The following is an 18,372-nucleotide window of genomic DNA, read 5'->3' on the forward strand; positions in this document are numbered from 1 at the left end:
CTAACCTTCGCTTTGTCATTATTCATATTGAAAATCATACTGTTATTTACATTGCCTTCCTGCTAAATGGTGCCAGACTAAAAGGAACCCACGCTAAAAGGAGGTAATGATGGTTTCTATCTACACCCTGACGCTCTCCCCTTCCCTCGATTCCGCCACCCTGACGCCGCAGATTTACCCGGAAGGTAAACTCCGCTGCAGTGCCCCGGTGTTTGAGCCGGGCGGCGGTGGGATCAACGTGGCACGCGCCATCACTCATCTTGGTGGAAAAGCCACGGCGATTTTCCCCGCCGGGGGTGCCACCGGCGAGCACCTGGTTTCCCTGCTGGCCGATGAACAGGTCGCCGTAGAGACGGTCGAGGCCAAAGACTGGACGCGACAAAACCTGCACGTGCACGTAGAGTCCAGCGGGGAGCAATATCGCTTTGTGATGCCAGGCGCCAGACTGAGCGACGATGAGTTTCGTCAGCTTGAAGAAAAAGTGCTGACCATTGAAAGCGGTTCACTGCTGGTGATCAGCGGCAGTCTGCCGCCCGGTGTCAGTACGGAGAAGCTGACGGCACTCATTCGCGCCGCACAGCAGCGCGGCATCCGCTGTATCGTAGACAGCAGCGGCGAGGCGTTGCAGGCAGCGTTAGAGCCCGGCAATCTTGAACTGGTCAAACCAAACCAGAAAGAGCTGAGCGCGCTGGTTAACCGCGAACTTACTCAGCCAGATGATGTGCGCAGCGCGGCCCAGGAGCTGGTGCGCACGGGTAAAGCCCGACGCGTGGTGGTCTCTCTTGGCCCACAGGGGGCGCTGGCCGTGGATGAAACGGGGTCAGTGCAGGTTGTCCCGCCGCCGATGAAAAGCCAGAGCACCGTAGGCGCAGGCGACAGCATGGTTGGGGCAATGACGCTGAAACTGGCGCAGGGCGCGACGCTGCTGGAGATGACGCGCTACGGCGTGGCGGCAGGTAGCGCGGCAACCATCAACCAGGGAACGCGGCTGTGTTCGCTGGCCGATACGCAAAAAATTGTCGATTACCTGTCCCGAAATTAACCCGGTTTCCCCTTCGCGCTGAAGGGGAAATACAGTGCAAAGTCGCCAAACACACACTATCGACTATGCTAAGAAAACTTTCATGATAACAATGAGGTGAATTATGAGCAGTGGTGACATCACCCGCTACGTCGTTACCGTGAACCTTCATGAAGCGTCGCTGACCGAGCTGAACGAGCTTAACAACGCCTTTACCCGGGCCAATTTCCTGCTCACGCTGACGGATGAAGAAGGCAATATTCATGATTTAGGCACGCTGGCATTCGGCCTGATAAGCGCCCTCAGCGATGAGGAGGTTCGCGCGCTGGCTGAAAGCCTGGTTGAGAGTGTGACCGACAAGCCTGCCGAAATTGATGTGGATACCTGGGAAACCTGGCAGAAAAAAGAACAATAAGTGCCCTGCATGAAGGTAAACCGCTCAGGTGTGCGTTAGTTCGTATTTTTTTACCGCAGTTATGCGCTAACTTTATGATCTGGCAGACAACATGGGAGAGAGATCATGTGGCAGGCTATCAGTCATCTTTTACGTGAACAACTGGGCGAAGGTGAAATTGAACTGCGTAACGAACTGCCAGGCGGAGAGATCCACGCCGCATGGCATATTCGCTACTCAGGGCGCGATCTCTTCGTAAAATGCGATGAGCGAGAACTGCTCCCTATTTTTACCGCCGAAGCCGATCAGCTGGAACTGTTGTCACGCAGCAAAACGGTCACCGTCCCTGAGGTGCTGGCCGTGGGCAGCGATCGTGACTACAGCTTTCTGGTGATGGAATATCTCCCTCCCCGTCCTCTGGACGCCCACAATGCTTTCATTCTGGGGCAGCAGATAGCGCGCCTGCATCAATGGAGCGACCAGCCGCAGTTTGGTCTCGACTTTGATAACGATCTTTCCACCACACCGCAGCCGAACGCCTGGCAACGCCGATGGTCGACATTCTTTGCCGAGCAGCGTATCGGCTGGCAACTGGAACTGGCCGCCGAGAAAGGCCTCGAATTTGGCAACATCGATGCCATCGTCGAACATGTCCAGCAGCGCCTGGCCTCTCATCAGCCTCAGCCTTCCCTGCTGCACGGCGATTTGTGGTCCGATAACTGCGCGCTGGGCCCTCACGGTCCCTATATCTTTGATCCGGCCTGCTACTGGGGCGACAGAGAGTGCGATCTCGCCATGCTGCCCCTGCACCCCGAGCAGCCGCCACAAATTTATGATGGCTATCAGTCCATTTCCCCCTTACCGCAGGGTTTCCTCGACCGTCAGCCGGTGTATCAGCTGTATACCCTGATGAACCGCGCGATTCTGTTTGGGGGCGAGCATCTGGTGAACGCGCAGCGGGCGCTTGAGCGCATGCTGGCCGCGTGAAGTCAGGACGGGTGGCCACAGGCCACCCTGTTCAGACTACAAAAAACCGAGCAGTGAGAAGAAGAAGTAGCCCGCCACAATAATGATCACAGGCAGGATATAGAGCGGGAAAATTTGCAAGAAAATGGAGTGACGCGGAACCACAATGCGGGACTCGATCTGTTCGCGGGTCATCCCTTCCGGGCCTTTGGCCTGTTCCAGAATCATCTGGTCTTCCACCCCTTCACGTAAAAAACGCGTCTGACGGCTCATGCGTGCCCCAGAGGCCTGTAACGCCATGGCGATAAAGATCAGCGCATAGATAATCCAGAAACCGATATTGAGCTGTTGGTGAAAGTCCGGCGTGGGCGAGTTGAACCAGAAGACATTCAAAAATGGCGTGTTAAAACGCATCATCTCAATCATGACATGCGCAAAATCAAGCATAACCGCATTAATACCCGGCTGTTTTTCGCTGTGATCGTACATAAATTTGAGCACAGAAATCAGCGTTGAAATGACGGCTGGAATAAAAATCACCCAGCCCGCAACCCGTTTTAAGACAGCAATGCGTCCAGCTTGTTGATACGTCATCAGTTCCCCTTCATAAAGACGCGTTATTTGTCGCTAAGTCTACCTGCTGACCATCATTTTCGCCCGATCTTTAAAAGCAATATGCTAAATTGCAGATTGTACTTAGCACGTATCGTCTGTCGTACACCCTTGATAAGGAGACGTTGTGATGTCGACACCGCGCCAAATTCTTGCCGCTATTTTTGACATGGATGGATTACTGATCGATTCCGAACCGCTCTGGGATCGCGCCGAGCTGGACGTCATGGCCAGCCTCGGCGTCGATATCAGCCGCCGCCATGAGCTCCCGGATACGCTGGGCTTGCGCATCGATATGGTGGTTGATCTTTGGTATGCCCACCAGCCATGGGTTGGCCCGGATCGCGATGAAGTCACCGCCCGCATAATCAGCCGCGCCATTGCGCTGGTGGAAGAGTCCAGGCCGCTGTTGCCGGGCGTCCGTGAAGCTGTCGCTCTGTGTAAAGCACAGGGGCTGAAAGTAGGTCTGGCCTCCGCCTCCCCGCTGCATATGCTGGAAAAAGTGCTGACCATGTTCGAACTGCGTGACAGCTTCGATGCGCTGGCCTCTGCGGAAAAGCTCCCTTACAGCAAGCCCCATCCCCAGGTGTATATGGACTGTGCCGCTAAGCTCGGCCTCGATCCGCTGACCTGCGTTGCGCTGGAGGATTCTGTCAACGGCATGGTGGCCTCGAAAGCTGCACGGATGCGTTCCATTGTCGTTCCTGCTGAAGAGGGCCGGCACGATCCGCGTTTTGCGCTTGCCGACGTCAAGCTGAACTCACTCGCTGAGCTGGCAGTGGAGCACTTGCGAGGCGAATAAGCACTGCGTTTCAGGCAGCTCATGCTGCCTGAAAATAAAATAAAACATCGTTTCATTTCATTTGCATTTCTCACAGCCGCCTCCTATTCTTAGCGTCAGAACGACAATACTCTGCTTCTGAGGCGCGTATGATACTGGATACCTTTACTCTTTCTGGAAAAGTGGCCATCGTCACCGGGTGCGATACGGGGCTGGGGCAAGGCATGGCCATCGCGCTGGCACAGGCGGGATGCGATATCGTGGGTGTAAATCGTAAAGCGCCTGAGAAAACGGCGACCAGCGTGACGGCGCTCGGCAGACGGTTTACGGCCATTCGGGCCGACCTCGGCCAGCAGGAGAGCCTTCAGGGCGTCGTGGAGCGTGCCGTCGCTGAGATGGGGCGCGTTGATATTCTGGTGAATAACGCCGGGACGATTCGCCGGGAAGATGCGCTGGCGTTCACGGAAAAGGACTGGGATGAGGTGATCGACCTCAATCTGAAATCCGTCTTTTTCCTCTCACAGGCCGTGGCAAAGCAGTTCATCGCTCAGGGTCAGGGTGGAAAAATTATCAACATCGCCTCAATGCTCTCCTTCCAGGGCGGCATCCGCGTGCCCTCTTATACGGCCTCAAAAAGTGGCGTGCTGGGGATCACCCGTCTGCTGGCAAACGAGTGGGCGGCGCATGGTATTAACGTCAACGCTATCGCACCGGGTTACATGGCGACCAACAATACGCAGCAACTGCGTGATGACGAGCAGCGTAGCCAGGAAATCCTTGACCGCATTCCTGCCGGGCGCTGGGGCGAGCCGAAAGACCTGCAGGGCCCGGTGGTGTTTCTGGCCTCTGCCGCCTCAGATTACGTAAACGGCCACACTCTGGCCGTCGACGGAGGCTGGCTGGCGCGTTGACCCGCTTTGTGACAAAGAGTTACACCGTCACCTCTTCCGCCTACTGTATAAAAACCCTATACTGTATGAATTGACAGTTTCCTGGGTTTTATCATGACGGCGGAAGGCCACCTGCTTTTTTCCATTGCGTGCGCAGTATTTGCCAAAAACGCTGAGCTTACCCCCGTGCTTGCACAGGGGGACTGGTGGCATATTGTTCCTTCTGCCGTGCTAACCTGCCTGTTGCCCGACATCGACCATCCAAAATCTTTTCTTGGGCAACGCCTGAAGTGGATCTCAAAACCTATCGCCCGTGCCTTTGGCCATCGCGGGTTTACCCACAGTCTGCTGGCCGTGTTTGCCCTGCTGACGCTGTTCTATTTAAAAGTGCCAGAAAGCTGGATAGTGCCCGCCGATGCCATACAGGGCATGGTGCTGGGCTATTTGAGCCATATTCTCGCCGATATGCTGACGCCTGCTGGCGTACCGCTACTGTGGCCCTGCCGCTGGCGTTTCCGCCTGCCTGTTCTCGTTCCCCAGAAAGGGAATCAGCTTGAGCGCGTGTTGTGCATGGCTCTGTTCGCCTATGCCGTCTGGATGCCGCAGACCTTGCCCGAAAACAGTGCAGTGCGCTGGTCATCTCAGATGATCAATTCGCTGCAATTTCAGTTCAATCGCTTTATTCATCACCAGATTGAACAGTAAACCAGCAAAATTATCGCATTTGTCATAACCCATTCCATTTGGATATAAGCGCGACATCACACTTCTGCTAACCTTGCGCCAACAGGACCGGTAAAAACTGGCCACATAATAAATCAGGAGAACGGGGATGAATTTTCCACTCATCGCGAACATTGTCGTGTTCGTTATATTGCTATTGCTTCTCGCCCAGGCGCGTCACAAACAGTGGAGCCTGGCGAAGAAAGTGCTGGTGGGTCTGGTCATGGGTGTCGTGTTTGGCCTGGCCTTACATGCCGTCTACGGCTCCGATAGCCCGATACTGAAAGACTCCATTCAGTGGTTCAATATTGTCGGTAACGGCTATGTCCAGTTGCTGCAGATGATCGTCATGCCGCTGGTATTTGCCTCTATTCTGAGCGCTGTTGCCCGTCTGCATAACGCTACGCAGTTGGGTAAAATCAGCTTCCTGACCATCGGTACGCTGCTGTTTACCACCCTGATTGCTGCGCTGGTGGGTGTGCTGGTGACCAACCTGTTCGGCCTGACCGCCGAAGGTCTGGTTCAGGGTACTGCTGAAACCGCGCGTCTGACCGCAATTCAGACCAACTACGTGGGTAAAGTCGCTGACCTGACGGTGCCGCAGATGGTGCTCTCCTTCATTCCGAAGAACCCGTTTGCTGACCTGACAGGCGCCAGCCCAACTTCCATCATCAGCGTGGTGATTTTCGCTGCCTTCCTGGGCGTGGCGGCACTGAAGCTGCTGAAAGACGATGCGCCAAAAGGCGAGCGCGTGCTGACCGCTATCGATACCCTGCAAAGCTGGGTGATGAAGCTGGTTCGTCTGGTGATGCAGCTGACCCCTTACGGTGTTCTGGCACTGATGACCAAAGTGGTCGCTGGCTCTAACCTGCAGGACATCATTAAGCTGGGCAGCTTCGTTGTCGCCTCTTATCTGGGTCTGGGCATTATGTTTGTCGTACACGGCATCCTGCTCGGTGTGAACGGCGTAAGCCCGCTGAAATACTTCCGTAAAGTCTGGCCGGTGCTGACCTTTGCCTTCACCAGCCGTTCCAGCGCCGCGTCTATTCCGCTGAACGTCGAAGCGCAGACCCGTCGACTGGGTGTACCGGAATCTATCGCCAGCTTCTCGGCCTCCTTTGGTGCCACGATTGGTCAGAACGGGTGTGCGGGTCTCTACCCGGCGATGCTGGCCGTGATGGTTGCGCCAACGGTTGGGATCAACCCGCTGGATCCGGTCTGGATTGCTACGCTGGTCGGTATTGTCACCATTAGCTCCGCAGGCGTTGCGGGCGTGGGCGGTGGTGCCACCTTCGCCGCGCTGATTGTTCTGCCTGCGCTGGGTCTGCCAGTGACGCTGGTTGCCCTGCTGATCTCCGTTGAACCGCTGATCGACATGGGGCGTACCGCGCTGAACGTCAGCGGCTCTATGACGGCCGGTACGCTGACCAGCCAGTGGCTGAAGCAGACCGACAAAGCCATTCTGGATAGTGAAGACGACGCCGAGCTGGCGCACCGTTAAGCAAATAAAAAAACCGCCATCAGGCGGTTTTTTTATACGTGTTATTCTTCAACTTCTTCATCCTGTCGAATTTGTACCGCCCACCGCTGAGCCGCTTCCGGCACATTAAATACCGGTGAACGCCGGAAGTGCTCGCCGATCAGCACAAAAGCCACGTATTTTCCACGTAACTGCCAGACATCGCGATACCCCTCCACCTTCAGCGCATGATCGGGGGGAGCGGGTTCGACACGGGGCACGTAGCTAATCACCTGGCGGTTTTGTTGACGAAGAGGTTTCATAAGCGACTGGTTCACTAAAGCAAATTCTTAAAGCAGGAAATTTCTATGATAGCCGATCCTGCCCCCATGCGTCGCGCCTTGCGTGTGGTTGACAGCGCCTTTTGCTAAGGCGGTGTCTGAAAAAGCTGAGTTCGCCTGCCCTTTCCTTACATTGTTCTATAGTTAACAGGGTTTTTTAGGAATGAATAAAGGAGAAGCGTGCAATGTCGAACAAAGATAAAACACATCAATCACCCATTCATGGCACTGAAGAATCACAGCCGGGTATGGACTCCCTTGCGCCTGAAGATGGCTCTCATCGCCCTTCACCGGGCCCCTCAGCCCCTGGCGAGCAGCCGACCGCGCCCGGTAGCATGAAATCGCCGGACACCGGCAATGAGAAGCTAAAATCACTGGAGCCACACCGCAAAGGCGGTGAAGGCTATGCGCTGACCACCAATCAGGGGGTGCGCATCGCTGACGATCAGAACTCCCTGCGCGCGGGTGCTCGCGGGCCGACTCTGCTGGAAGATTTCATCCTGCGGGAAAAAATCACCCACTTTGACCATGAGCGCATCCCGGAGCGTATCGTGCACGCGCGCGGTTCCGCCGCTCACGGCTATTTCCAGCCCTACAAGAGCCTGAAGGAAATCACCAAAGCTGACTTCCTTTCAGACCCGGACAAGATCACCCCCGTGTTTGTGCGTTTCTCCACCGTGCAGGGTGGCGCAGGCTCGGCGGATACCGTGCGAGATATCCGCGGCTTTGCCACCAAGTTTTATACCGAAGAGGGTATTTTCGACCTCGTGGGTAATAACACGCCGGTCTTTTTCATTCAGGATGCGCATAAATTTCCTGACTTTGTCCATGCGGTAAAACCGGAGCCCCACTGGGCGATACCGCAGGGACAAAGTGCGCATGACACCTTCTGGGACTATGTCTCCCTGCAACCCGAGACGTTACACAACGTGATGTGGGCGATGTCTGACCGCGGGATCCCACGCAGCTATCGCACCATGGAGGGGTTTGGCATTCATACCTTCCGGATGATCAACGCCGAGGGCAAAGCGACGTTTGTTCGTTTCCACTGGAAACCGGTCGCCGGAAAGGCCTCACTGGTGTGGGATGAAGCCCAGAAGCTGACCGGCCGCGATCCGGACTTCCATCGCCGCGAGCTGTGGGAATCCATTGAAGCGGGCGACTTCCCGGAATATGAGCTGGGGTTACAGCTGATCCCGGAAGAGGACGAATTTAAGTTCGATTTTGACCTGCTGGATCCGACCAAACTGATCCCTGAGGAGCTGGTGCCGGTTCAACTGGTGGGCAAAATGGTGCTGAACCGCAACCCGGACAACTTCTTTGCCGAGAACGAACAGGCGGCTTTCCATCCCGGTCATATCGTCCCCGGCCTGGATTTCACCAACGATCCGCTGCTGCAGGGGCGACTGTTCTCCTACACCGATACGCAGATTAGCCGACTTGGCGGGCCGAACTTCCACGAAATCCCGATTAACCGCCCTACCTGCCCGTACCATAATTTCCAGCGTGACGGAATGCATCGTCAGGATATCGATACCAACCCGGCCAACTATGAGCCGAACTCCATCAACGATAACTGGCCGCGTGAAACGCCTCCAGGCCCTAAACGGGGCGGATTTGAGTCGTATCAGGAACGTGTGGATGGCAATAAAATCCGCGAACGCAGCCCATCGTTTGGTGAATATTATGCCCACCCTCGCCTGTTCTGGAACAGCCAGACACCGATTGAGCAGCAGCATATTATCGGCGGCTTTAGCTTCGAACTGAGCAAGGTTGTCCGGACGTACATCCGCGAGCGCGTGGTCGATCAACTGGCGCATATCGATATTCAGCTCGCCCAGAGCGTGGCCGATAACCTCGGCATTACGCTGACGGATGAGCAACGCAACCTTGCGCCGCCGAAAGACGTTAACGGGGTGAAGAAGGATCCGTCGCTCAGCCTGTACGCGGTGCCGGGAGGATCGATTAAAGGCCGGGTGGTGGCGATCCTGCTTAACGACAAAACCCGTGCCAGCGACGTACTGGGGATCATGCAGGCGCTGAAAACCAAAGGCGTACACGCCAAACTGCTCTACTCCCGGATGGGTGAAGTGACTGCCGATGACGGGTCGGTGCTGCCGGTCGCCGCCACCTTTGCGGGCGCACCATCCCTGACCGTGGACGCGGTGATTGTGCCGTGCGGCGATATTGCCAGCCTGCTGACGAACGGCGACGCGGTCTATTATCTGCTTGAAGCCTATAAGCACCTGAAACCGATCGCCCTTTCCGGTGATGCGCGCCAGTTTAAAGCACGCCTGAATGTGACCGACCAGGGTGAAGACGGGATTGTGGAAGGCGATAACGTGGACGACGCGTTTATGACGAAGCTGTTTGATCTGCTTGCCGCGCACCGCGTCTGGTCGCGCAGCAGCAAAATTGACCAGATACCGGCGTAAAAAAAAGGCCGGGTAAGGCAAAGCCGCACCCGGCACTTTTCACAGATCCCTGAATGTCCCCAACCGATACCCGCGCTCGGCAATCGCGTATTTCAGCGATGGCGACGTCAGCACCTCCAGCTCCGCCAGGCGCGGCCAGCAGTAGGCGCTCTTACGCACGATGTTATCGACGAAAGCCGGGTGCGCCATCACCTCCAGTGACCGTTCTCCCCGGGCAGCGGAATCATCCAGCACCTTCAGGAACAGCGCTTCGTCGATTTCATCACCATAAAATGCACTGCTGAACCCCTCGGTTGTGGCCACTGCAACGTCCGGCAATCCGCGTACGTCGCGATCCACGCGCATCGCCACGCCTTTGCGCTGAGCAAATTCCGCGACGAGAGGGAAAATCGCCGGGATCATATGCACGTGGTGATGGCTGTCGATATGCGTAGGTTCGTGACCAAAGAGGTCAACAAAACGGTTGTACTGACAGTCCAGCTCGCGGGCAATCTCTTCGAGCGGCAGTGCGTCCTGTCCTGCCAGTTCCCAAATCCATTTCCCCAGCTGTCCGTCGCGCGTCAGGCCTGGCATCGCTGAAAGCGGCATCCCCAGCGTCAGCACAAAGTGCATGCCCACGCCCAGCTCAGGCGCTTCACGGCTCAACTGCGCCGCGTGCTCTATCGCTTCTCCATTCACCAGCGCAGTGGTCGACGTCACCACGCCCCGGCGACAGGCTTCAACAATGCCGTAGTTCTGCCCTTTTGACAGGCCAAAATCATCAGCATTGACGATCAGCAGGTTTTCCATCGCACATCCTCTTAACGGTGTTGGAATTTGAGCTTCTCAATCGTGGCAGCAAAGTTTGGCAGCCATTTTTCATGCGCCAGTATCATCTCGCTGGCCAACACTTCCGCATCGCGGTCGGAATGGACCAGCGGGCTGAGGTTCAACGCCAGCAGCACGTCATTCAACTCACCGCTCAGCGCAGCGTTGCTGGCCGCCACTTCAAACCCTTTGATGGTATGGATGAGCCCCATCACGTTGTCATCAAAGTGGGTAATACGCGGATGCGGTTTTGCCCCCTCACGGCCTAGGATACAGGTCATCTCTACGGCCCAGTCGGCCGGGATATTGTCGATATGGCCGTGGTGCGGCACATTGACGTAGTGCTCAGCCTGCTTGTCATTGTAAATGGCGTTAATCACTTCGCAGGCCGCGTCGGAATAGTACGCCCCACCGCGCTGTTCAAGCTCTTTCGGCTTCACGTTCAGATTCGGATCTTTATACAAATCAAACAGCTGCTTCTCAACTTTCTGCACTATCTGTGCACGTGCGCCGCCTTTATAGTACTCACCCATTTCGATAGCCAGCATCTCTTTCTGCTTGAAGTAGTAGAGCAGATAGGAGCATGGCAGCAGGTTCAGGGAACGGATGAGCCCTTCGCTGAACGGCAGGTCGAAGATATTTTTCACCGATGCAGCGGTCAGGCGACCGGAGGCCACGCCGTCCAGTAGTTCAGCAAAGCGAGACTGGCCGTTGACTATCACATCTTTGATGAACACCATGTGGTTGAGACCGAACAGATCGATAGAGAGATCGTCGTTGTCGGTCAGCTCCAGCACGTCGCGGATAAACATCTTCATGCCAATCGGAATATTGCAGACGCCGATAAAACGCTTGAAGTTGGTATGGCGATAGACCGCCTCGGTGACCATCCCGGCCGGGTTGGTAAAGTTAATCACCCATGCGTTCGGGCAGATCTCCTGCACATCGTTGATGATGTCGAAAATGACCGGGATGGTGCGCAGACCTTTAAACAGGCCGCCCGCGCCGTTGGTTTCCTGTCCCAGATAGCCGTGGCTCAGCGGAATGCGTTCGTCCAGTTCACGCGCTTTGAGCTGGCCTACGCGCAGTTGGGTGGTGACGAAGTCAGCGTCTTTCAACGCCTGGCGGCGATCGAGCGTCTTATGCACGGTTAATGGCACACCGGCTTTTTCTACCATCCGCTGGCACAGGTCGAAAATAATATTCAGCTTTTCCTGACCTTCCTCAACATCCACCAGCCATAATTCGCTGACCGGTAATTCATGATAACGTTTCAGGAAACCTTCCAGTAATTCCGGGGTATAGCTGCTGCCGCCGCCAATGGTCACGACTTTTAATTTCTTTTGCATAACATCTCCCTTAGCGTATCAGGTTAATCGCCTGCAAGGTATAGCGGACTCTTCCCGCTATTTGGGCAAGCAATCAAGTCAATATTCGTGGCGAATACACTCGCCAGGCACTAATTAATTACCGTCAAATTCTTCCGGTAACTGTTTGGTGTGAATGAGGTAAATTTCTTAAAGGTTTTAATAAACAGGCTGGGGCTACTGTAACCGGACTCATAAGCAATATCGGTGACAGAGTAGTTGGTAATTTCCAGCTGTTTTTTGGCAAAATTAATGCGGATTTCATTAATAATTTGCACGGGCGTTTTACGATAATAACGCTGTGTCGCCCGGGTCAGGTATTCCTGGGATTTTCCGGACAGTGACACCATATTTTCCAGAGCATTCTCGCTGAACTGCCCTTTGTCGTGCATCAACTCGACGGTACTGCGAAGCCATTGCGGAACATCATCGGTCACCTGCTGCTCTTCACGGTGATGGCGAAGACGGTTCATTACGTAGAACGTCACGGTTTCGATAAACTCATCGAACTCATTGTCGCGGAAGTTGAGCGAGGCAATCACCGTTTCTATCCAGGTCATGAATTCGTTTTTGACGCGATAGACCTGTGATGCCACAAAGCAGAACGGCACCAGCGGCAGATAGTGTTTCTCAAAGAAGCGTCTGCTGACGCCAACGTTAAGAATGCGGGTGGCACCAAATTCATAAAAACTCTGGTGGTAAGACCCCATCGGCAGGAAGACAAAATCACCGCGCTCCAGCAGGACACGCTTACCGTTAATCTCCTGGTAATAGCGGCCGGTCAGAACAATCGTGAACTCGTAGTAGTCATGCTGGTGCAGACCACTGGCGCTCTCCGTCTTGTTGTAAATAACCACGTGAAAATTCTTGCCATTAAACAGCTGCTGTTCAAGTGCGGTTTTGATTTCCATCGTGCTGACCTCCTGCTACTCAGTCTGACTTACTGCAGCTTCTCGTGAAGCTCAATTAACTCTGCCACCAGTTCGCGCGCCAGCATCGAGGTCATCAGGTGATCCTGCGCATGTACCAGCACCAGGCTGACTTTCATCTTCCCTTCGCCCTGGTCGCCTTCGATAAGCTTGGTCTGCACCAGGTGCGCTTCATTCAGCGCGATGCGGGATTGATCCATCATGGTCCTGGCGGCGGCGAAATCGCCCTGCTTGGCCTGTTTCAGGGCGGCATACGCCAGGCTACGTGCTTGCCCGGAGTTGATGATAAGCCCCATCACTACTTCTTCCAGATCGTTCTCTACGGCGTCTTCGGCTACGATACTATCCAAATCTAACATCTTTAAGCTCCTTTTCGCTGGCGCGGGCGACCCCGCGCCGGGCAATATTTAGAATTTCAGTGCGAGGGCGATATCCTCTTCGCTCTCTTCTTCATCAATTACGGTCGCGGCTTTGTTGGCTATCGCCACGAATGGCATATAGAGCAGTGTTGCAATCCCGAGGTTGAATATCGCCAGCAGGAAGGCGGCTACGCTACCGTTGGTATTGAAGAATGCTCCCAGACCCGCCGGCATGGTCCACGGCGCAATGTTGGTCACAGGCGGGATAATGCCCAGGTAATAGGCCGTCAGGGTGATCCCCGCCAGCAGCGGCTGAATCAGGACGAATGGAATGAACATCACCGGGTTCATGATGATAGGCAGACCAAACAGAATCGGCTCGTTAATCTGGAAGATGCCTGACGGCAGCGCCAGCTTCGCAACCTGACGATGGTCAGCGCGACGAGAGACAATAAAGACCGCGATGATCAGACCCAGCGTCGCCCCGGTACCCCCCAGGAAGATATAAGAGTCCAGCATCGGCTTCGCCCACACATGGAAGGTTTTACCTGCCGCCAGCGCCGCATCAACGGAGCCGTACTGCTGATAAAGTGCAACGTTTTCCAGTGCCCATGGGGTCATGATACCGCTGTCCAGCGCCGCCAGTGCCAGTGAACCATGCACGCCGAAGAACCACAGCAGGGAGGTGAAAATCACGTACGCCCAACCGACCACGCCACCCATCGACGCCAGCGGCGTAGAGATAGAGTCCATGATGATCTGGTGGAAGTTTGTGCCCCAGTGAGAGAGCGCCCAGGCAATAATCCCCATGATGGAGAGAATAATGAAGCCTGGAATCAACGCGGAAAATGAACGGGAAACGGAGGCCGGTACGCTATCCGGCAGGCGAATTACCCAGTTGCGACGGATAATAAAGGTGAACATCTCGGCAACCACCAGACCGATAACAATACCGGAAATAATGTTTGCCCCACCCAGCCAGTTAGCGCCTACCGCATAAGCTTCACCCACGCTGTAAGGGGTGACGGTCATAAAGGCGGCAACGGACAATAACCCCGCGGCCAGCGGATCCACCTTGCGTTCTTCGGCTAATGCCATCCCAATAAAGAAAGGCGCCATCAGCGACATAATACCCAACGTACCGTTATATACGTTGCCGCCGATGGCTTTAAAACCGTTAAGGGTTTCAATGGTTGAAGCGTCTAACCGAATTCCTAATGAATAAAAAAAGGAACCTTCACCAAAGCTCAGAAAAACGTTGTTAATTAAAACGAACATTGCCCCGGCCAGCGTCAACGGCATTAATTTAATAAAGCCGTTTTTGATGGCATTAACGTGAGGCTGCTTTCCTATTTTAACAGCAAAAGGAAGGAGTACCTTTTCAAGTGAAGCGATGACTTTACTCATAGGAAAATACCCTTAAATGCCGCAACCCAGGTCACGGCGTATTGTGTGTGAAATAACTCTTTGACGGGAAAAATAAAAATTAATTAGCAGCTTTTTTAATGGCTGCCACAGCAGCTTTCAGTACACCTAAACCATCAATCTTTCCATACAGTCCCGAGTCGATAACCTCGACCGGTTTATTCGGTAACAGACGTTGAATCTCTGGCAGCATGTACGCGATCTGCGGTCCCAGTAAAACGACATCCGCGGTCTGTCCTTTTTCGCCCGCCAGCGTTTCCGGGAACGCTTCTATCACGACAGGCACTTCATACTTTTCAGCCTGCGCACGCATCTTTGACACCAGCAGTGACGTTGACATGCCCGCAGAGCAGAACAGATAGATATGTTTCTTTTCCATAATAATTTCCCTCTTGTATGACTACCTGCCGTCGCGCTATCACTCGACTCGCTCTCCTGGCTGACAGGTAATGTGCTGACTGTTGTTTATCGTTGGAGTGAGTATACGTAATGGTACAGAGGGGGGATAATTCTGCACAGGCCTAAATTGTCTCTCATTGACCTGGCTTGTTGACTACCTTCACATTTCAGGCAAATAATTCGCGCAAAGAAATAAGATTTACGTATGCATAAAAAAACCGGCCTAAAGGCCGGCTTGTTAACATCCTCAGGCAAGCAGGGTTACTGCGCCTTAGGTGCCTGCGGATCGGTATCGTATTCAGCACAGGTCTGGTAACCGGAATTGATCACGTGACCGGTGTCATCCAGAGCAACAAAGTAGGTTTCTGCCTTACCATCACGTTGACCCAGGATATAGGTCTGGCAGGTACCACGCGCGTGGATCATCGTCACTTCTGACGAAGGCTTACCGGCAATCGCCGCCACCTGCGAACGCGTCATGCCTTTTTTGACATCTTTCACTACCGGCTGTGTAAACTGATCTTTGGTGCGATCGTACGCCGTACACCCTGCCAGCATAGTCAGTACCGCCGCTGCGCTAAGAATTCCTGCTACGTTCTTGTTCATATTCCGTCCTCTTGTTTATCAGCGTGTTATCTAAGCATGGGATAAAAAGTACTATTGTTCAACTTTGCGAGTTACGCCAGACGAATTTCGGAAAATTCTAATAAAACAACGATAAGCTGCTAAAACGCCGCAAAATAGCGCACTCGAAACTGTGATCCTTGTCGTTTTACGCCTGAAGGGTTAGTTTTAACAGTTAACACATTCTGTTTATGGTCTGCATATGGAGGGCGTGATGGCTCTGCAACACGAGATTATCCAGGCGCTGGGCGCGAAGCCTGCGGTAGATGCTAATGAAGAGATCCGCCGCAGCGTGGATTTTTTAAAATCGTACTTAAAAACGAACTCTTTCCTGAAATCTCTGGTGCTGGGCATCAGCGGGGGCCAGGATTCAACGCTGACCGGTAAACTCTGCCAGATGGCAATCTCAGAGCTGCGCGAAGAGACCGGGGATGAATCCCTGCAGTTTATCGCCGTACGTCTTCCGTATGGCGTGCAGGCGGACGAACAGGATTGTCAGGATGCTATCGCCTTTATCCAGCCTGACCGCGTGCTGACGGTCAATATCAAAGGATCGGTGCTGGCGAGCGAACAGGCGCTGCGCGAAGCGGGCATTGAGCTGAGCGATTTTGTGCGCGGCAATGAAAAAGCGCGCGAGCGTATGAAAGCACAGTACAGCATCGCCGGCATGACCAAAGGCGTGGTTGTCGGGACCGATCACGCGGCGGAAGCCATCACCGGCTTCTTCACCAAATACGGCGACGGTGGCACCGACATTAACCCTATCTTCCGTTTGAACAAGCGTCAGGGTAAACAACTGCTGGCTGCGCTGGGCTGTCCGGAGCATTTATACAAGAAAGCGCCAACGGCGGATCTGGAAGACGATCGCCCTTCCCTGCCGGATGAAGCGGCGCTCGGTGTGACCTATGACAACATCGATGATTATCTGGAAGGCAAGAAACTGGACGAGAGTATCGCGAAGATTATCGAAGGCTGGTATCTGAAAACCGAGCACAAACGCCGCCCACCCATTACCGTGTTTGACGATTTCTGGAAGAAATAGAAGTAAAACGGTAACCCAGGTTACCGTTTTTAATGTTTGCGCCCTCTCCCGTGGGAGAGGGTTGGGGTGAGGGCATCAGGCCACCCGGCTCTTTTTTAACCACCCCACACCTGCTACACTGTATACCTGAACAGTATATGGAGTGGTATGTGAGCAGGCGTCAATCTGCCCCGCGTCTTGAGTTTGAAGCGGCGGCTATCTATGAATATCCCGAACATCTCCGCCCCTGGCTTGAGGAATTGCCTAAACAGCCAGGCGTGTACATCTTTCATGGCGAAAGCGACACCCTGCCGCTCTATATCGGCAAGAGCGTGAATATTCGCAGCCGGGTGCTGTCCCATCTGCGCACGCCGGACGAAGCCGCCATGCTCCGTCAGTCGCGACGCATCAGCTGGTATCCGACCGCGGGAGAGATGGGGGCGCTCTTACTGGAAGCCCGGTTAATTAAAGAACAACAGCCGCTGTTTAATAAGCGTCTGCGCCGCAATCGTCAGCTCTGCTCGCTGCAGATAACCGCGGGCAAACCGCAGGTTGTCTATGCGCGCGACGTCGATTTTTCCCATGCACCGAATCTGTACGGCCTGTTCGCCAACAAACGTGCTGCGCTACAGGCGCTGCAAACGCTGGCGGACGAGCAGCAGCTTTGCTACAGCCTGCTGGGGCTGGAGGCCACCACCCGTGGACGCGCCTGTTTCCGCTCTGCGCTCAAGCGCTGTGCGGGTGCCTGCTGCGGCAAAGAGAGCCTGGAGGAACATCACGCCCGGCTTCTTGGCGGGCTGGCGGCCATCAGCGTGAACTGCTGGCCATGGGAAGGCGCTGTTGCGCTAAAAGAAGTGGGAGAGACGATGACGCAGTACCACATCGTCCATAACTGGTTCTGGCTGGGTGCGGTCGATAACCTGCAGGAGGCCGCCACCCTGTTACGCACACCCGCCGGCTTCGACCATGATGGCTACAAAATTCTCTGTAAGCCCGTGCTGACCGGCGAGTTTGACGTTATTGTGCTCAGTGACCAGGCAGCCAGTTGATTTCGCTGAATAATAACGTGCCCTGTGATTCCAGCAAACGGAGGGTATGGGTTCCCTCCTCCCAGCTCGCGCCCTGATCGGCCGTCAGCAATTTATCCCCCAACTGCCACGCACCGCTTAACACGAATACCACACCGCCGCGTGAACCAAAGGTGGTAAAGGTACGGTCAGCCACCCGCACTTTCGCCTGGCAGCAATCCCGCCGGGTCATGATGTTGAAGTCCATCGACATCTGACCTTCGGTGAGCAGCGCTTTTACGGGCTGATCGCCGGAAAAACAAAAGGGCTGATGGTGCTTCAGGGTATGGCAAAACGCCTGACCGGCATCCAGCGTCACCTCTCCCCCTTCCAGCAAGGTAATCACCCGATCCACACCCGGAAAAGAGGAAAACTCGCCATTACTGGCGATGGTCGCAATGCTGGCACGCCAGAAAAAGTCGCGCGTCGCGGGAGGAAAACAACAAATTTCGCGCGTCTCACCAGCACCATTACGCCAGAGACTGACCGGCATCTTACGGATATCAAAGAACTCCATCACCACTCCTGAATGGCGCAACGAGCGCCAGGGCAAGGATATCGCTATCGTTGCTGTCTTGTTTGTTATGGTTGAATAGTCACAGACGTATTATCGGCAGCAGAGTGGGCAGGCCTTAGCGGGACGTGGATAAAAATCTAACGTCATGAATTCTCTGAAGCGATGTGAGGAGAATACCGCGCCTGTTGCGGCAGACAAGAGGGTAAGAAAGAAAAAACCGCCGGTCCTGTCCACA

20 protein-coding genes are annotated in these 18,372 nt (G+C 54.6%); 10 read left to right on the forward strand and 10 right to left on the reverse strand.

Annotated elements, in window-relative coordinates; translation table 11 throughout:
• The first annotated feature begins 109 nt into the window (after positions 1–109).
• From pfkB to NQ842_RS14955, 3 genes are all read left to right on the forward strand, one after another.
• Positions 110–1,042, forward strand: a complete 933-nt coding sequence (pfkB, locus tag NQ842_RS14945) for a 6-phosphofructokinase II (protein ID WP_020688369.1) — start codon at positions 110–112, stop codon at positions 1,040–1,042.
• A gap of 103 nt (positions 1,043–1,145) precedes the next feature.
• Positions 1,146–1,436, forward strand: a complete 291-nt coding sequence (gene ghoS, locus NQ842_RS14950; RefSeq protein ID WP_014831545.1) for a type V toxin-antitoxin system endoribonuclease antitoxin GhoS — start codon at positions 1,146–1,148, stop codon at positions 1,434–1,436.
• Between the two features lie 105 nt (positions 1,437–1,541).
• Positions 1,542–2,402, forward strand: coding sequence for a fructosamine kinase family protein (locus NQ842_RS14955; protein ID WP_014831544.1), 861 nt, complete (start codon positions 1,542–1,544; stop codon positions 2,400–2,402).
• 36 nt (positions 2,403–2,438) lie between these two features.
• Here the strand turns inward: NQ842_RS14955 and NQ842_RS14960 are convergent, their stop codons facing one another.
• A complete protein-coding gene (locus tag NQ842_RS14960; protein WP_014831543.1) occupies positions 2,439–2,975 on the reverse strand; it encodes a YniB family protein in 537 nt (178 codons plus the stop codon).
• Between the two features lie 148 nt (positions 2,976–3,123).
• Here NQ842_RS14960 and hxpB point away from each other — a divergent pair, with 148 nt between their 5' ends.
• The 4 genes from hxpB (at position 3,124) to tcyP (ending at position 6,888) form a co-directional block, all read left to right on the forward strand.
• A complete protein-coding gene (gene hxpB, locus NQ842_RS14965) occupies positions 3,124–3,795 on the forward strand; it encodes a hexitol phosphatase HxpB (RefSeq protein WP_257256035.1) in 672 nt (223 codons plus the stop codon).
• Positions 3,796–3,923: 128 nt separating this feature from the next.
• Complete coding sequence (gene kduD, locus NQ842_RS14970; protein WP_125364979.1) at positions 3,924–4,685, forward strand: 2-dehydro-3-deoxy-D-gluconate 5-dehydrogenase KduD; 762 nt, start codon at positions 3,924–3,926, stop codon at positions 4,683–4,685.
• Between the two features lie 93 nt (positions 4,686–4,778).
• A complete protein-coding gene (locus tag NQ842_RS14975; RefSeq protein WP_013097014.1) occupies positions 4,779–5,369 on the forward strand; it encodes a metal-dependent hydrolase in 591 nt (196 codons plus the stop codon).
• 127 nt (positions 5,370–5,496) lie between these two features.
• Positions 5,497–6,888, forward strand: a complete 1,392-nt coding sequence (gene tcyP / locus NQ842_RS14980; RefSeq protein ID WP_038419159.1) for a cystine/sulfocysteine:cation symporter — start codon at positions 5,497–5,499, stop codon at positions 6,886–6,888.
• Between the two features lie 41 nt (positions 6,889–6,929).
• Here tcyP and cedA read toward each other — a convergent pair whose 3' ends face one another.
• A complete protein-coding gene (gene cedA / locus NQ842_RS14985) occupies positions 6,930–7,169 on the reverse strand; it encodes a cell division activator CedA (RefSeq protein ID WP_014831539.1) in 240 nt (79 codons plus the stop codon).
• Between the two features lie 203 nt (positions 7,170–7,372).
• Here cedA and katE point away from each other — a divergent pair, with 203 nt between their 5' ends.
• Positions 7,373–9,622, forward strand: coding sequence for a catalase HPII (katE, locus tag NQ842_RS14990; RefSeq protein WP_257256036.1), 2,250 nt, complete (start codon positions 7,373–7,375; stop codon positions 9,620–9,622).
• 39 nt (positions 9,623–9,661) lie between these two features.
• On the opposite strand, the gene chbG is transcribed toward katE, so the two are convergent.
• From chbG to osmE, 7 genes are all read right to left on the reverse strand, one after another.
• A complete protein-coding gene (gene chbG, locus NQ842_RS14995) occupies positions 9,662–10,411 on the reverse strand; it encodes a chitin disaccharide deacetylase (protein ID WP_046887851.1) in 750 nt (249 codons plus the stop codon).
• An 11-nt stretch (positions 10,412–10,422) separates the two neighbouring features.
• The gene (locus NQ842_RS15000) at positions 10,423–11,778 is read right to left on the reverse strand and encodes a 6-phospho-beta-glucosidase (RefSeq protein WP_257256037.1); all 1,356 of its coding nucleotides are present in this window, start codon (positions 11,776–11,778) and stop codon (positions 10,423–10,425) included.
• Positions 11,779–11,888: 110 nt separating this feature from the next.
• Positions 11,889–12,707 (reverse strand): transcriptional regulator ChbR, encoded by an 819-nt coding sequence (chbR, locus tag NQ842_RS15005; RefSeq protein ID WP_014831535.1) that lies wholly within the window; start codon positions 12,705–12,707, stop codon positions 11,889–11,891.
• Positions 12,708–12,736: 29 nt separating this feature from the next.
• Positions 12,737–13,084: a PTS N,N'-diacetylchitobiose transporter subunit IIA gene (gene chbA, locus NQ842_RS15010; RefSeq protein WP_014831534.1), complete on the reverse strand. Its 348-nt coding sequence runs from the start codon at positions 13,082–13,084 to the stop codon at positions 12,737–12,739.
• A gap of 48 nt (positions 13,085–13,132) precedes the next feature.
• Positions 13,133–14,491 carry a PTS N,N'-diacetylchitobiose transporter subunit IIC gene (gene chbC, locus NQ842_RS15015; protein WP_014831533.1) on the reverse strand — a complete coding sequence of 453 codons (1,359 nt, stop codon included), beginning with the start codon at positions 14,489–14,491 and terminating at the stop codon, positions 13,133–13,135.
• A gap of 79 nt (positions 14,492–14,570) precedes the next feature.
• Positions 14,571–14,888 carry a PTS N,N'-diacetylchitobiose transporter subunit IIB gene (gene chbB / locus NQ842_RS15020; protein WP_008500676.1) on the reverse strand — a complete coding sequence of 106 codons (318 nt, stop codon included), beginning with the start codon at positions 14,886–14,888 and terminating at the stop codon, positions 14,571–14,573.
• 281 nt (positions 14,889–15,169) lie between these two features.
• Complete coding sequence (gene osmE, locus NQ842_RS15025; RefSeq protein ID WP_003857836.1) at positions 15,170–15,514, reverse strand: osmotically-inducible lipoprotein OsmE; 345 nt, start codon at positions 15,512–15,514, stop codon at positions 15,170–15,172.
• Positions 15,515–15,746: 232 nt separating this feature from the next.
• Between osmE and nadE the strand changes: the two genes are divergently transcribed.
• Together nadE and cho are read left to right on the forward strand one after the other, a co-directional pair.
• A complete protein-coding gene (nadE, locus tag NQ842_RS15030) occupies positions 15,747–16,574 on the forward strand; it encodes an ammonia-dependent NAD(+) synthetase (protein ID WP_014831532.1) in 828 nt (275 codons plus the stop codon).
• Positions 16,575–16,723: 149 nt separating this feature from the next.
• Entirely contained in the window at positions 16,724–17,602 is an 879-nt protein-coding gene (gene cho, locus NQ842_RS15035; protein ID WP_014831531.1) for an excinuclease Cho, read from the forward strand.
• Here cho and ves read toward each other — a convergent pair.
• On the reverse strand, positions 17,580–18,137 hold the full coding sequence (gene ves / locus NQ842_RS15040; protein ID WP_046887849.1) for an environmental stress-induced protein Ves: 558 nt from the start codon (positions 18,135–18,137) through the stop codon (positions 17,580–17,582). The two genes, cho and ves, sit on opposite strands and share 23 nt — an antisense overlap.
• Positions 18,138–18,372 lie beyond the last annotated feature (235 nt).

The sequence above is a fragment of the Enterobacter cloacae complex sp. R_G8 genome, assembly GCF_024599795.1.
In the GTDB taxonomy this organism is placed as follows: domain Bacteria; phylum Pseudomonadota; class Gammaproteobacteria; order Enterobacterales; family Enterobacteriaceae; genus Enterobacter; species Enterobacter dissolvens.